Raw genomic sequence first — 15,697 nt, 5'->3', positions numbered from 1 at the left:
ATTTATCATTAGTATCCATTCCTTTATGAATATTATACGTTACTATTTTCATATTTATTGCCTCCTGTAAAATATATAAAAAAACCTAGCTTAGTATACAACTACTTTACCAAGCTAGGTTTTTTCTAAAAGTTTTTTATTATTTTTATACATTTATTAATGTTTTATCTCCTTTTTTATTCTAGTGAATTTCCCTTGATTTCCAACAAATACAAATCCCATTTTTCTATATATCTCATCTAGCTCTCTTAAAGTTACTTCCCCATTTTTTAAATTAGCTAAAGTTATTTCTTGTATTTTTCTTGTTGTAATCATCATTAGTTACCACTCCTTTTAAATCGTTTATACTTTATTATATTTTCCACTTATTAGAATTATTACTCATTTATTATTTTTTTTAATATAATTTTCCAAACAATCGTTCCTGTATTTTATTATACTTCAAACAATCGTTCGCTTCAATAGTAAAATTTATTTTTTATGTTTTTTGTTTATATAAATATTTTTTTGTATTTTTTTGTATTTATTTATTATTATTTTATTTAGTTTCAATAATTTATAAAATTTTTTTTTGATAATTTTGTACAAAAATAAATTTATTAGTAGATTTAATGATACTTTTGTACTACTATATAAGTAACTTCAATTTTCTTTTGATTTACAAGTAATTGTTTTTCTTTAGTTTATTGTTGTATTCTTAAAATTTTACAAACTAGCCCTACCAGAAAAGAGTTTATCTAATCTGCAAGGAAAACGTTTATAATACTGCAACTTTTTTGTTGTACAAATATTAACTTTTCCTTTAAAGTTTCTCTTTAATGGAAAAGTTTTTTTAATTTATAAAAAAAATTCACTTTGAGCCACGTGTGGGCGAACCACTTTGATCATGTCACTAAATGCCTAAAAACCAGACATGTGGCTTTGATAATAACTATTTTGCTATTTTTAACTTTAAGGAGGATTTATGAAAAAAGTAGCTGTTATAAGCGCAATTTTAGAAGAACCAGATAAATGTCAACATAAATTCAACGAAGTTGTATCTAGCTTCAAAGGAATTATAAAAGGTAGGATGGGTATTCCTTGTGATGATGAAGGTGTGTCTATTATATGTATTGTAGTACTTGCCGAAATGGATGTCATAAATAGTATGACAGGTAAGCTTGGTAATATAGAACATGTTCTAGTTAAAACTAGTATATCTAAAAAAGAAATTTAGGGGGTGAAAATATGAGTCTTAACTCTACTCCTCAAGGTGTTAGGATACATATTGGATTATTTGGAAAAAGAAACGCTGGTAAGTCTAGTGTAATAAATGCTATAACAAATCAAGAGGCTGCAATTGTTTCAGATGTAGCTGGAACTACTACTGACCCAGTATTTAGGCCTATGGAAATTTTACCTATTGGTCCTTGTGTTTTAATTGATACCGCTGGACTTGATGATACTGGTCACCTTGGTGAACTTAGAATAAATAAAAGCTTAGATGTATTATCTAAAACTGATATTGCTCTTTTAGTTGTAGATAGTAATATAGGAATATCTAAAGAAGATTTGTCCTTAATAGAAAATTTTAAATCTAAAAATATACCTCACATCGTAGTTTTTAATAAAATTGATAAACTTAAAGATAAATCTCAAGTACTAGCAAAAGCAGAAAAATATATAGATTCTCCTATAGTATCTGTGTCTGCTATGAATAAAACTGGAATTGAAAGTTTAAAAAAAGAAATAATTAACGCTATGCCTAAGGGAATAAATGAATTTCAATTAGTAAGTGATTTAATAGAGCCTGATGATTTTATTGTATTAGTCATTCCAATAGATAAGGCTGCTCCAAAAGGAAGACTTATTCTTCCTCAACAACAAGTTATAAGAGATATATTAGATAGTGGTGCTATGACTATTGTCACAAAAGAAGATACTCTAGCATATACTTTATCTAATCTTTCTACAAAACCTAAAATGGTTATAACGGATTCTCAAGTTTTTGAAAACGTTAACAAGGATACACCTTGCGATATACCACTTACATCATTCTCTATATTATTTGCTAGAGCTAAAGGCGATTTAGATGAACTTATTCGTGGTGCTCGTGCTATAGATAATTTAAAAGATGGTGATAAAGTTCTTATAGCAGAAGGTTGTACTCATCATAGACAAGATGATGATATTGGTACTTTTAAAATTCCAAACATGATAAGAAAGAGAACTAAAAAAGATATCACTTTTGACTTTACTTCTGGGATTTCTTTTAGTCATGATTTGACTCAATATGCACTTGTAGTTCATTGTGGGGCATGTATGATGAATAGGTCTGCTATGCTTAGCAGAATCCAAAGTTGTAAAGAACTTGATGTACCTATTGTAAATTATGGCGTATTGATGGCTTATGTTACAGGTATCTTAGATAGAACCTTGGAGGTATTTTAGTTATGATGGATATTGAATATTTAATAAACAAACTTTCAACTACCAATTCTCTTTGCTTTGATGAACTACTTTATTTAATAAAAAATATTGATAAACAGGGTCTTGAACTTAGACAAAATCTTTATAAATTAGCTAGTCATACTCGTGATAAATATTATGGTAATAAAGTTTTTTTAAGAGGTCTTGTAGAAGTAAGTAACTATTGTAAAAGTGATTGCTATTACTGTGGTATAAGATGTAGTAACAAAAATGTTGATAGATATAGACTTGATAAAAAAGATATATTAGATTGTTGTGAAATAGGGTATAAAATAGGATACAAAACATTTGTACTACAAAGTGGAGAAGATTTATATTTTGACGATGATAAAATGTGCGATATAATTTCTTGCATTAAAAATAAATACCCTGATTGTGCTATAACTTTATCTCTTGGTGAAAAAAGTTATGATACATATAAAAAATATTTTTTAAGTGGTGCTGATAGATATTTACTTAGACATGAAACTTCTAGCGAGTCTCATTATAGTAAACTTCATCCATCTAATTTAAAACTCTCTAATAGAAAAGAGTGCTTAGAAAATTTAAAAGAAATTGGATTTCAAATTGGTGCAGGTTTTATGGTAGATTCGCCTTTTCAAACTGATGAGGACATTGTAAATGATCTATTATATTTAAAAGAATTAAATCCTCATATGGTTGGAATCGGACCTTTTATTCCACATCATGATACTATATTTAAAGATTATAAACCTGGTGATTTAAATAAAACTCTTTTAATACTTTCTATTACTAGATTGTTATTGCCTGCTTCACTACTACCAGCTACTACTGCACTTGCATCAATTGATCCTAAAGGAAGAAATATGGGGCTATTAGCAGGGTGTAATGTAATTATGCCTAATCTTTCTCCTTATGAACTTAGAAACAAATATTCTTTGTATGATAATAAGCTTTCTACAGGATGTGAAGCTTATGAATACCATAAGAGTTTAGAAGATACTATTAATAACCTTGGATTAAGTATTGACTATTCTCGTGGTGATAATATAAATTGGAGGCGTGTTAAATGTTTATAAACCATGAACTTATAACTGAATTATTAAAAAAGGCTCAAAATGCAACTAAAGAAGATATAAATAATGTATTAGATAAAGCTCAAAAAAGAGAAAAACTAAATTATGAAGATATTGCAACACTACTTGAAGTTAATGATAAAGATCAGTTAGATAGACTGTTTAAAATAGCTGGTAAGATTAAAAATGATATATATGGTAACAGAGTTGTTTTATTTGCACCTTTATATATATCTAATTATTGTGTAAATGATTGTGTTTACTGTGGCTATCAAAGATGTAATAAATTTAAGAGAAGAAAATTAACTCAAGATGAAATTAGGCAAGAAGTTAAAATACTTGAAAAAATGGGCCATAAAAGACTGGCACTTGAAGCTGGAGAAGATCCAAAAAACTGTCCTATTGAATATATATTAGAATCTCTTGATACTATATACTCTACTTATAATGAAAATGGAAATATAAGAAGAGTTAATGTTAATATTGCAGCTACTACAGTTGAAAATTATAGAAAATTAAAAGAAAAAGGTATTGGTACTTATATACTATTCCAAGAAACTTATCACAAACCAACATTTATTAAAATGCATGGAAAATCTATAAAAAATGATTACTACTACCATTTAACTGCTTTTGATAGAGCTATGGAAGCTGGTGTTGATGACGTTGGTGCTGGTGTTTTATTTGGACTTTCTGATCCTAAATTTGAAGTATTAGGGCTTATGATGCATAATGCTCATCTTGAAGAAAAATTTGGTGTAGGATTCCACACTATTTCTTTCCCTAGACTAAAAAAAGCTGAAGGAATGAGCTTAGAGAATTTCCCTCATTTAGTTGATGATGATATGTTTAAAAAAATAGTTGCTATAACTCGTTTAGCGGTTCCTCTTACAGGTATAATAATGTCTACTCGTGAATCTGCAGAAATGAGAAATGAACTTTTAAAATATGGCGTATCACAAGTTAGTGCTGGCTCTATAACTGGTGTTGGTGGGTATAAGGAAGAAGAAGAAGGAAAAAATGTTGACCAATTTACGCTAGAAGACCATAGAACTCCTATTCAAGTTTTAAAAGAGCTTATTAGTGATGAATATCTTCCTAGTTATTGTACAGCTTGCTACAGAATGGGAAGAACTGGCGATAGATTTATGAGCTTAGCTAAAAGTGGTGAAATACATAATGTTTGTACTCCAAATGCTCTTACTACTTTAAAAGAATTTTTAATTGACTATGGTGATGAAGAACTTCAAGCTATGGGAGATGAGCTTATAAAAAAAGAAATAGAAAAAATTAAAAGAGATGATATAAAACAAATAGTGAATAATAATTTAGTTTCTCTACAAAACGGAGAAAGAGATTTATATTTATAAAATTAAGAAACTGTAGGTAGGTTTGTGTAAAAACAAATTTACCTACAGTTTTACAATTTTCATCAAAAAGATAGCTACTCTAATAAGCTATCTTTACCTTCTAATTCCTTCACTCTATTTTCTAGTTCTTTTATTCTATTTTCCTGATTTTTGTTACCTTTAATTTTAGAAATTAAAAATCGTATAATATTAAAAATTAATGCTAAAAAAGTATTAATATGGCAGTATTAAATAATTGAAAAAAGCTCATATGAAACACCAATAAATGGTTTTATTTGCATACTATACCCCCTATTTTATTTGTCGTACTTAATATTATTATAATACATTTAATCTACACTCTTCAAAGTACTTGCTATCTTTGCTCTTTTACTTAAAGAATACTCTTCAAATTGTACTTATTTAGAACATAATTTTTTAAACAAACATATTTTATATTAAGATTATCAAAACATATATATATAACTTTGTTATAAATTAAGGAAATTCATTTATATTTGTAAAATTATTACTTTTTCCTTTTATTGAATATTCTGAGCAATAGTACTACTATTATATTATAGAAGGAAGTTGTATAAGTTAAAGGAGGAAAATCAGTGAAAACTACAATTAGTAAAACGATTGCTTTTAAACAAAGGGATGAAGATAAAAAAGCTCTAAAGTCAAAATATAAAATTAATAATACCTACTCTAATAACTCTTTTAAAGTTATTCCATATCCTAAATATAAGAAAAAGAAAGAAAAAGGTATTAAACTTGTGAAAAATAATAAACCTCTTTTAATAGTCTTAGGCTTAGTCATGTTTTTTTCTTTACTTTCTTTTATTGATAATCGTATATTAAAAGACAAATATGGTCCAAATGGAAAACCTATAAAATCTGAACTTAGTGCTTCAAATAGTTTAGTGTCTGAAACAGAGTTTTCATCTTACTCTAAAATAATAGAAAGTAAAATAAAAGAGGCTTTGCACTTAAACTCTAAATATACAATAGCCACTAAAACAATGCATAAAAATGGAAGTTTAATTTATGCTCAAGGTGATATTTCTTTAGAAAAAAGTGGAAATGCATCCTTTGATGTAGTGTTAAAAAATAAGAAACCTTATTCATTAGTTATAAATGGTACTGAATACATTAAATAATTAATAATAGTGAATATAGATTTTATAAATAAAAAAATAGAGCTAGATTTAAATTGAATCTAGCTTTGTTTTTTAACGCCGATTACTAAATTCCACTGCATATATTTTCTACTAATTTGCTTAAATTGCAATATTTAAACCTAGTATACATTTTACTAGAATTTTTTTTTCTTTTTCACTTAATATATTTTTTTGTAGTAATATTTTACAGAATCCTAACTTTTCGCCACTATCACTATTTTTTTTCTTTTTTATTTTTGTATTTTCTTTTATGAATAAAGGTCTATAATAATCATAATTATTTATTATATTTTGTATAAAATAATTTAAGTCTATAATCTCTGTATCAAACGTTTTTTTATATGTATCTATACCTTGTGCTAATGTTACACTATCCATTCCATAAAAATCAGACCATTTATTTATGTTTTTAGCTTCTTCTAAATTAAATCCATAGCTTTGTATTTTATCTATTGCTGTGTTTTTACAATTTAGACAACATCCATAACAACTATTATTTTCATCATACCAATCTATTTTATTATTATTAATTATCCTTTGTGCAATTAATTGATTATACTTTTTAAATTTATCATTATCATGTGGCATTAAATTTTCTTGATTTTTTAATACAATAGCTTTTAAATTTTTAGTAGCCATTAACTTTCCAAGTCCATCTTTTCCACAAGATTTATTATTCCTAAATATAATTTTTGCAAAATCAACGTTATTAATTCCTGCCATACCCACTGTAGCTATTTCTATTTTATCATTTTCTAATTCTTTTTTAAGTGATGTATGTATAGATTCATAGTCTTCATTATATATATGAGTTGCTTCTTTTATACTTATATTTTCTTTATCTATGTATACATATACTGGATAATCGCTTTTGTCTTCAAATATTAAATAATCATATCCATTACATTTCATAAAATGTGCAAAATGACTTCCACTTTGTGATAATGAGGTTTTGTTATATACACTTAACCTATTTAATCCTACAACTCCATATCCAGCTAGAGGTGGCGCTTCAAATACCAAATTGTCACCGTTTAAATTAATTTTACATTCGTCATACTGATGCACTGTCTTTACTTTCTTATTATTTAAATTTATATGCAATATTTTTTTCATCAGCTTTCCCCCCTTTATTTTATATTATACCATCAAATATACGAATATTTTGTATTTTTTTGTAATATATTTGATTATATTATAATAAAGAAATCGTTTGTTCCATGTATAATATTTTTATTATGCCTATTTTATATATCTTATTATTATTAATTCTTATCACTGTATTTATTTAAGTATTAATAATAATAAGATAATATTAATTTATTTCTTAATTTACATTGAAGTTAAATATATAAATTCGATATAAACAAAAAAAATTGATGAAATAATCACCAATTCTTTTTTTATTTATTATCTATATTGACAAGTCAACAACAGTTCTTCCAGCATGTTTTCCTGTTGTTATTAAATCTATTTTCTTATTTAATTCTTCTAAAGATACTATATTAACCATATCGTATAAGTTTTCAGGTTTCCATTCATTAGCTAATAAATCCCATAATTTCAATCTTAATTCCATAGGACATTCAACTGAATCTATACCATATAAAGTTATTCCTTTTAGTATAAATGGGAATACAGAACTATTAAACGATATTCCTGCCGCATTACCACAAGCAGTTACTGCTCCACAGTAATTAGTGGTTTTTATTGCAGTTGATAATATATTTCCTCCAATAAAAACTTATTTAGCTATTAGTCTTTTAATTTAGTTTTACATCAAACTAATTATATTTTAAAAATAGTTTTATGTAAAACTTTTTTTGATATAATATACTTAGTATAAGATTTACCTATTTTATGATAAATGTGTTATTATATATAATGATTTAATTTTTTACTTACTATATGATTTAATTTCTAATTAGATTGGAGATTTTTTAATGAATGATAAATACATTATATATTTCGTTAGTAGAACGAAAGCTAATATGATAAAATTTATAGAAAATAAACTTAAACAAAATAACTTAAATGATTTGATTCCTACTCATGGTAATGTACTTACAGCACTTTATGAAAGTAATAAAAAGCTTACTATGAAGGAAATAGCAAGCAAAATTGGTAAAGACAAGTCTACCGTAACAGCTTTAGTTAACAGACTTATAGATTTAGGTTATGTAGAGAAAGAAAAGTGTAGTTGTGATAAGCGTGTCACTTATATAAACTTAACTCAAAAGGCAATGGATATAGAAGATAAATTTAATTATATTTCATCTCAAGTAAAAGAAACTGCTTATAGTAATTTTACAGAAGATGAAAAAAAAGAATTCCTTAGACTTTTAAGAAAACTTAGTACAAATTTTAAAGATGCAACTTAACTTATTTTTATTATTTTAAGTAAGTTTATCTTTAATTTTTTACAATAAATAACTGTATATAAATTTATATACAGTTATTTTAATTTTTGTTAATTTACAGAACTTATCTTAGATGTGCAATAAATAGTTATATCTAGATTGTCATTATTTACTACCATAATTCCGCCACCAACTGTTTCTATATTACCACTGATATTTTCTTTATTTATAGTTGGTACTTTTTCATCAGTTGTTTCTATATTTTTAACTACAGTTGTATATTCTTTATTTAATTTAACATCTTCTATAACGCTATTTTGAGTATTTACAAGGTTTGCTGACTTAATAACTGGTACTGTTTTTATATCATCTAATTTTGATATTGAATTATAGTTTATTTTTTGTATATTACTCATTAATTCTGTTTCATCTTTTGTCACAACATGTACAGTATCATTTTTATTAGTTATACTATTTACTATATCTGATGAAGTGTTTATAATATCTTTTATTGGTTTTAAGTTTTCTTCTTTATATTCAGCTACATTGTGTGTATATTCAATATTTAAGGATTTTAAGAAATCATTTTTTGACCCATCTATGCTTTCTACAACTTGTTTAATTTGAGAATCTTTACTAATGTTACCTATTAAGTTTATAGTTTCATCTTGTAGTACTGTTACTGTTTTTAATTGCATTTTTAGAGGTTCAAATGTTCCATCATCTAATACAACACCTATGTAACGTTCACCCGTTGGATCCAGTTGAAGCGGCCTTCCATTCACTTCATTTTTGTCAACATATTTATTTATTGGCTCTAGTTCTAATATATCAACAGTTTTAGGTTTAATTATTTGTTTTTCTTTATCTATATTTCCTATAACTCCACCTAAGTAACTTGTTGTTATACCTGTAACTGCTTCTGACTTATTTTCTGTTATTTCTTTTATTGCGGTTGTAGGTGCGTGATCTATTAATACATTATACTCTTTTGTATGTAAATTAGTTATTACCTCAACTTCTTTTGTTTTTATTGGTTTTGATACCTCAACTTCTTTTGAGTTATTTGTTAATACTAATTTTTCTTCAATATCAAACCCTTCTATAACATTTACTGTGCTTTTTTCAATGGAACTTATTACATTGCATTGCTCTAAATTTATATCAACATTATCCAAAACATTTTTTTTCTTTATATCTAAGGATGTTTTATTATTTAAAATATCTTCAACATCTACATTCATAATTATTTTTGTATTATTATTATCATTGCATTTAATTCCATCATAATTTATTGTTTTTATTTCTTTATAGTTGTTTTCTATATAACTTTGAATGTCTTTATTGTTTAATCTATAATTACTCCTTCTTGGATAGCTGAAATTTGAATTGTATACATTTTGATAATTATATGTATTTATATTTTTTAATTCTTTAATCAATATATCTTTAAATTTATTATCCTTTATGCTATTAGTTAATATTTTTATCTTGACTATATCATGTAAAGATATTGCCGTTTTATTGTACATTATAATATTGCTATTTATTTTAATTGGATCTTTTTTATCATTTGTTATTTTAATTTTATTTTTTAAACCATCTGTAGTTGTAACTTCTACATATACAGAAAAATTATCTTCATATGGCATGCTATATACTACTTCTTTTATTATCATAAATACTTCTGCTATTGATTTAGTATTGTAATTACTTTGCACTTGTATTCCCTCCTTTACAACCATTTTTTCTTAATAAATACTATCATTTATATGTATGTATAAAAATAGTCTTTTATTACTTTTTAGCAATTAATAAAGACCTATTTAAGTAATAGGCCTTTATTCATTACTAACTATTAAATTTACTTATTCGCAAGTAGACTCACAGCTTGATGATATATTCCATTTGTTACAAACAATACCATTAGGAGTTGTATAAACTACTAACTCTTCTTTTACTGTAGCATAAATTGTTTTATTTATTAAAAGTGTAGCTAATATATCTGCTGTAAATGTATGATCATCATATGTTTGTGTTGGTGTTATACAATCTGCTGATATACATCCTTCAAATATTTCTTCAAATTTTACTCTATGTCTACCAACCGGTAAGCATATTCTTCCAAAGAAATCTACATTTTTAAATCCGTTTCCAGCGCTAGGGAAATCAAATAGTTTTCCATTATATTCAGTAGTTTCTGCTATAAATGGTTTACATCCTATTTTACCTACTACTTTAATTTTCAGACCACATATCCAGAATTCTAAATTTGGCTCAACTATTTTTGTTTTTCTTCCTTCATCACAACACTTAAGATCTGTTACTACATGCCCTTTATATATACTATATATAGGGTGATACTGAATACAGTCACAAATTGGTGATTCTGACGAAGGCGTAAAATTTACAGGTGGTAAATTATCTATTACAACTGGTAATGGATTTGATGTTAAACCTATACAATCATACTTTACTAGTATTTTTTCAATACATATTTCATCTCCAACTTCATAACCTTTATTTGTTTTTATAGTAAATAATACGTCTTTTAAATATCTCATTTGTTCATTTTCAAGACATATACAATCATATATTCTATGACTTAATATAGGTATACACGTTGCATTATTTATATCTCCACATTCTACTTCTTTTGGATCACAACACTCTTTATTACATTGATTTGGTACTGGTGCTGGTTTTTCTGGTTTACATCCACAGCAATCGTGCGGTGGGTGTGGGCATCCACAGTTATCTGGTGATCTTGTTTCATTATCTCTGATTTCTTCACTCATATGAAATATCCTCTCCTGCATAATATTTTAGAAAAGACTATATTCTCTTCTTAATAAAATATATGAAATAAAAGTATACATGTTACTGTTTTAGCCATACATTTTCATACTTTCACTTGATATACGTATAAAATAAGATATTTTAAATATAAATATTAGTATAAGTATTTTTAGGGGGGGATCTTATGCCGTTTATAAACAACACAAAAATATTAATTCAAAAATCAAATAATCATTTAAGTTTATTTAACTTAGATAAAAACATTGTATATGATAGTATAGATAGCAATTTTAATAAATTATCTTCTCATAAAATAATGGATGGAAATTATTCTTTTGTAGACATTTGGCTAGATATGAATAATGATGATAGTATATATGGTGTAATAAATGATAAAAAAGGTAAACTTCTTAACGTTAATATAAAAGATGATGTAATTGATAAAACTACAATTATAAAATATGATTATAAAGACTTTTTTATTAAATTCCCTTACATAAAAAATACATCTGAAGGCAATCATCTTATATATTATTCATCAAACAAAAGAAATTTTTATTCTTCAAATTTAATTCATATATATAAAAAAAATGATGTATATGTAAAAAAACAAATTGATTTTATAAAGTACAATATAATGAGTAATTTCATAGTTATTTGGCACAATAATACTCCTAGTATATTTTATTTTAAGCTTATAAATAAAGTTGAGGAATTATTTATGTCTACTTTTAATTTAAACTCTTTTGAATGGTCAACCCCTTTGCAAATAACAAATTCTAAAAAATCTAAAATCTATTTATCTGTTATAAGACACATTGACGATTCTTACCATATAGTTTTTTCTGAGAATAATAACGATCAATACTATTGTCGATATATAAAAGGTTATTTAAAAAATGATAAATTTAATATTTATAAATCAACATTTATAAGAAGTAGTGTTATGTGCTTGTTTCCTCATTTAATTGAATGTAACTCTACTATTTATGCTCAATGGGTAGAGTACCATGATTTATATACTTGTAAATCTAATGATTTAGGTGAAAATTGGAGTATCCCTACTTTATATAAATCTATGACAGACTCACCTTTCTTAAGATATGAATTTAGGTCTAATTATGATAATCATAAAATATATACTCTGTCTACAGTATTTGGATTTAAAGACTGCTTTGATATATATAAGGTATTGCCAAAATATTAATATTATTATAAATGTACAAATAATTAAAATCCAATGCTAAACAAAACGAACTCTAATCATAGAGTTCATTTTGTTGCAATTTATTACTTTGTTATGGTTTAAATTTCTATTGTAGTATTTTCATTATATAATAAATCAATTAAAAGAAGCTTTTTACTTAGTACTTCACCTTTATTTAGAAGTACCTTTATAGCTTCACATACTTGTATAGATGCTATATTAGCTGGAGTAAATGATGGATTTCCAAGTTTGTTTTCTATCTCAGTTTCCTTATTTTTATAAATATAGTTTAATGTATCATCTCCTGGAAAAATAGTTGTAACCTGTCCATACCATCCACTTATAGCTCCATGAATTAAAGGTATATTTAATTCTTTACATGTATCTTGAAGTACAAATCTTACTTTTATATTATCTAGAGCATCAATTGCTATGTCATGATTTTTAAGTATCTCTTTACTATTTTTATTGTTTAAAAACTTATTTACAGGATTTATATATATATTGTGATTTACAGTTTCTGTTCTTTTTTTAGCTATTTGAACTTTACTTAAACCTAAATTATTTTCATCAGAAAATAGTTGTCTATTTAAGTTACTTTCGTCGAAAATATCTCCATCAACCACTGTAATATACCCTATTCCAATTCTTGATAACATTTCTATTATATATCCACCAAGGCCTCCGCACCCTATTACGCATACTTTAAAATCTTTTAATTTTTCATTTTCTTCTATAGTCAATGTTCCAATATTTCTTTTATATCTATTTTTCATAATCAACCACCCCCAACAGGTGGGAATATTGATAATATATCTTCATCTTTAAGCTTCCTGTCAAAACTTCCATCCATTCCATTAAGAAGTAATATTGCAACTTCTTCTGGTTGTATATCTAGTATTTTTAGTATATCTAATATAGTTGTATTGACATCTAACTCAAGTATTTGCTTTTTTTCTCTTCCTTCTCTAAATGTAGCAAATAATCTTACTTCTATTTTCATACTCCACTCCCTTTGTGATATTTTTATATAGTCAATTTTAAAATAAGTCCTCTAATATAAATTTTATCAAATTGTTTTATATTAGAGGACTGTTTTTTATATTAAGACATTATTTTTAAACTCTTAATTTCTAGCAAGTAGAACGTATTGATCCTATATACTCTTCAAGTCCTAATTCTCTTAGAGTTTCATCACAAGGTATTCCTTTTTCATCCCAACCTCTAACTTCATAATACTCAGGAAGCAATTCATCTAATCTATGAACATGACCTTTAGTTGGACCATTTACAATAGGCTCTTCTAATAATCTTTTTGGAAGAGTATCTTGAGAGCTATCTATTCCAGCTCTTAAATTAAATATTTTTTCTAATGTCCATATTCTATCTCCTGCTTGAAGTAGTGTTTCCGGTGTATATATTTCTCCACAAACAGCATTGTACATATCTACATAATCATTAAGTCCAAGACCAAATGTAGTAAATATACATAACCCAAGTGAATCTATTACTGCTGTTAAGTCATGGAATACTTTAGCATAAGCAGGTTTTCCTTCTAATGCTAATTTATCTAATTTTTCTGGGACTCCTAATATTTCAGGATTTATCATATATCCTTTTATGTGACATCCACCTCTATTATTTACTGCGTAAGTTATACCATGACCTTGTATTCCTCTTGGGTCATATGCTGGTAATTCTTGTTTTTTAACTGTCATAGCATATTCTGTTGCATTATATCTTTCACATAATCTATATGAACCTTCTGCTAAGTAAGTTCCAAAGCCTTCTCTTTTACCCATTTTTTTTGTCCACTCAACCATAGCATGAGCATCTCCCCAATTTAGAGATAGCCCATCGGCTTTAATTTCTTCGTCTTTAATATATCCTCTTTGATATAATTCCATAGCTGTCGCAATTGTAGCTCCTGCTGAAATTGTATCAAGTCCGTATTCATTACAAATCATATTAGCTTCATTTATTGAATCTAAATCATATACATCACAATCTGAACCAAATGACCATAGTGTTTCATACTCTGGTCCTCCTACTTCTTTTCCACTCTTTAATTTGACAACTCTACCACAAGCTATTGGACATCTATAACAAGCATGTTTTCTTACTAGTGAATTTTCAGTTAAAGCTTCTCCACTTATTAAATCCGCTTTATCTGTATAAGATTCTTGGAAGTTTCTAACTGGATGTACTCCATTTTCATTTATTATATTTACAAGTACTGCTGTTCCATAAGTAGGTAAACCCCTACCTGCAACTGGATTATTCCTTAATATATTAACTTTTTGAGTATTGACTTCTTTAGCTAATTCCGGACTTGCTACATTTACTTTACCACTTCCATTTACTACTATTGCTTTTACATTTTTAGAACCTAGTACTGCTCCAACTCCACCTCTTCCTGCTGCTCTATCAACATCATTCATAATAGCAGATATTGGTGATAATTTTTCTCCTGCTGGTCCTATACAAAGGACCTTAGCTTTATTATGAACTTCACTTAGTTTATTAGTTACCTCAAGAGATAACATTCCCCAATATTCATTTGCATCTTTTATTTCAACTTTATCATCTTCTATATACAAATAAACTGGATTATCTGATTTTCCTTCTATTATCATCATATCATATCCAGCATTTTTTAATTTAGTTCCCCATTGACCACCTGAATTTGATATAGCTATTGTTCCTGTTAGTGGAGATTTTGTAACAACCATATATCTACCACTTGTAGGCATTGGTGCTGCTGTTAGTGGCCCTGTTGCTATTATAAATTTATTATCAATGCTTAGTGGATCTACCATTGGATCTACTTCATCTATAAATGTTTTTACACCTAGTCCTCTTGATCCTATAAATTTTTGAGCTACTTCTAGATTTAAAGGTTCTACTTCAATAGTTTTATTGCTTAAATTTACTCTAAGTACTTTTCCATTATATCCATACATATTGCAATTCCCCCTAATTATATTATTTTTTAATGATATTAAGGATTAATTATTTTAAATTAGTACCTCTTCTAGAATATAGTTAGTATATAAAAAAGCCCATTACAAAAGAAATACATTTCCTAATCACTTTTATAATAGACTTGAAGTTTCATGAGTTCTAGGAAAGGCTACCAATTGATAACTTTCTCCTTTCCAACATGGAGGCATAAACATTTCTATTTATACCCTACCGTTCTAATAACCATAGCTTAACCTTAGGTACATAGAATCGGAGAACTTAATATATTTTATTTTCTTACCTAAAGAATAGTACTTTTTTTATGTTA

The 15,697-nt window shown here is 26.4% G+C and carries 15 protein-coding genes and 1 riboswitch; of the genes, 7 read left to right on the top strand and 8 right to left on the bottom strand.

Going from position 1 to position 15,697, the window contains the following annotated elements; genetic code table 11:
* Nucleotides 1-156 precede the first annotated feature (156 nt).
* Nucleotides 157-318, bottom strand: a complete 162-nt coding sequence (locus tag VLM92_RS08045) for a hypothetical protein (protein WP_325275821.1) — start codon at nucleotides 316-318, stop codon at nucleotides 157-159.
* Nucleotides 319-964: 646 nt separating this feature from the next.
* Between VLM92_RS08045 and VLM92_RS08040 the strand changes: the two genes are divergently transcribed.
* The 5 genes from VLM92_RS08040 to VLM92_RS08020 all read left to right on the top strand — a co-directional run bounded on the left by VLM92_RS08040 (nucleotide 965) and on the right by VLM92_RS08020 (nucleotide 6,018).
* Nucleotides 965-1,216, top strand: a complete 252-nt coding sequence (locus VLM92_RS08040; RefSeq protein WP_325275820.1) for a TM1266 family iron-only hydrogenase system putative regulator — start codon at nucleotides 965-967, stop codon at nucleotides 1,214-1,216.
* Nucleotides 1,217-1,227: 11 nt separating this feature from the next.
* The gene (gene hydF / locus VLM92_RS08035; protein WP_325275819.1) at nucleotides 1,228-2,430 is read left to right on the top strand and encodes a [FeFe] hydrogenase H-cluster maturation GTPase HydF; all 1,203 of its coding nucleotides are present in this window, start codon (nucleotides 1,228-1,230) and stop codon (nucleotides 2,428-2,430) included.
* Nucleotides 2,431-2,435: 5 nt separating this feature from the next.
* Nucleotides 2,436-3,509, top strand: coding sequence for a [FeFe] hydrogenase H-cluster radical SAM maturase HydE (gene hydE / locus VLM92_RS08030; RefSeq protein WP_325275822.1), 1,074 nt, complete (start codon nucleotides 2,436-2,438; stop codon nucleotides 3,507-3,509).
* Nucleotides 3,500-4,876: a [FeFe] hydrogenase H-cluster radical SAM maturase HydG gene (gene hydG / locus VLM92_RS08025; protein ID WP_325275818.1), complete on the top strand. Its 1,377-nt coding sequence runs from the start codon at nucleotides 3,500-3,502 to the stop codon at nucleotides 4,874-4,876. The genes hydE and hydG overlap by 10 nt, the downstream gene beginning before the upstream one ends.
* Nucleotides 4,877-5,472: 596 nt before the next feature.
* Nucleotides 5,473-6,018 carry a hypothetical protein gene (locus VLM92_RS08020; protein WP_325275817.1) on the top strand — a complete coding sequence of 182 codons (546 nt, stop codon included), beginning with the start codon at nucleotides 5,473-5,475 and terminating at the stop codon, nucleotides 6,016-6,018.
* Between the two features lie 120 nt (nucleotides 6,019-6,138).
* On the opposite strand, the gene VLM92_RS08015 is transcribed toward VLM92_RS08020, so the two are convergent.
* Together VLM92_RS08015 and VLM92_RS08010 are read right to left on the bottom strand one after the other, a co-directional pair.
* A complete protein-coding gene (locus tag VLM92_RS08015) occupies nucleotides 6,139-7,155 on the bottom strand; it encodes an aldehyde ferredoxin oxidoreductase N-terminal domain-containing protein (RefSeq protein WP_325275816.1) in 1,017 nt (338 codons plus the stop codon).
* 298 nt (nucleotides 7,156-7,453) lie between these two features.
* Nucleotides 7,454-7,618: a hypothetical protein gene (locus VLM92_RS08010; protein WP_325275815.1), complete on the bottom strand. Its 165-nt coding sequence runs from the start codon at nucleotides 7,616-7,618 to the stop codon at nucleotides 7,454-7,456.
* Between the two features lie 364 nt (nucleotides 7,619-7,982).
* Here VLM92_RS08010 and VLM92_RS08005 point away from each other — a divergent pair, with 364 nt between their 5' ends.
* Nucleotides 7,983-8,420, top strand: a complete 438-nt coding sequence (locus tag VLM92_RS08005; RefSeq protein WP_325275814.1) for a MarR family winged helix-turn-helix transcriptional regulator — start codon at nucleotides 7,983-7,985, stop codon at nucleotides 8,418-8,420.
* Nucleotides 8,421-8,509: 89 nt separating this feature from the next.
* On the opposite strand, the gene VLM92_RS08000 is transcribed toward VLM92_RS08005, so the two are convergent.
* Both VLM92_RS08000 and VLM92_RS07995 read right to left on the bottom strand, forming a co-directional pair.
* Nucleotides 8,510-10,120, bottom strand: a complete 1,611-nt coding sequence (locus VLM92_RS08000) for a hypothetical protein (protein ID WP_325275813.1) — start codon at nucleotides 10,118-10,120, stop codon at nucleotides 8,510-8,512.
* A 147-nt stretch (nucleotides 10,121-10,267) separates the two neighbouring features.
* Entirely contained in the window at nucleotides 10,268-11,197 is a 930-nt protein-coding gene (locus VLM92_RS07995) for a hypothetical protein (protein ID WP_325275812.1), read from the bottom strand.
* 185 nt (nucleotides 11,198-11,382) lie between these two features.
* On the opposite strand from VLM92_RS07995, the gene VLM92_RS07990 reads away from it, so the two are divergent.
* Nucleotides 11,383-12,405, top strand: a complete 1,023-nt coding sequence (locus VLM92_RS07990; RefSeq protein ID WP_325275811.1) for a hypothetical protein — start codon at nucleotides 11,383-11,385, stop codon at nucleotides 12,403-12,405.
* Nucleotides 12,406-12,503: 98 nt separating this feature from the next.
* Here VLM92_RS07990 and VLM92_RS07985 read toward each other — a convergent pair whose 3' ends face one another.
* The 3 genes from VLM92_RS07985 to VLM92_RS07975 all read right to left on the bottom strand — a co-directional run bounded on the left by VLM92_RS07985 (nucleotide 12,504) and on the right by VLM92_RS07975 (nucleotide 15,368).
* Complete coding sequence (locus tag VLM92_RS07985) at nucleotides 12,504-13,181, bottom strand: HesA/MoeB/ThiF family protein (RefSeq protein ID WP_325275810.1); 678 nt, start codon at nucleotides 13,179-13,181, stop codon at nucleotides 12,504-12,506.
* A 2-nt stretch (nucleotides 13,182-13,183) separates the two neighbouring features.
* Complete coding sequence (locus VLM92_RS07980; RefSeq protein ID WP_325275809.1) at nucleotides 13,184-13,408, bottom strand: MoaD/ThiS family protein; 225 nt, start codon at nucleotides 13,406-13,408, stop codon at nucleotides 13,184-13,186.
* Nucleotides 13,409-13,538: 130 nt separating this feature from the next.
* Nucleotides 13,539-15,368: an aldehyde ferredoxin oxidoreductase family protein gene (locus VLM92_RS07975; protein WP_325275808.1), complete on the bottom strand. Its 1,830-nt coding sequence runs from the start codon at nucleotides 15,366-15,368 to the stop codon at nucleotides 13,539-13,541.
* A gap of 172 nt (nucleotides 15,369-15,540) precedes the next feature.
* Nucleotides 15,541-15,657: riboswitch (molybdenum cofactor riboswitch) on the bottom strand.
* Nucleotides 15,658-15,697: the final 40 nt, after the last annotated feature.

Origin of the sequence: Romboutsia sp. (assembly GCF_035470145.1) — a bacterium.
Taxonomy (GTDB): Bacteria; Bacillota; Clostridia; order Peptostreptococcales; family Peptostreptococcaceae; genus Romboutsia_D.
This window is presented reverse-complemented; position numbering and strand designations above follow the sequence as displayed.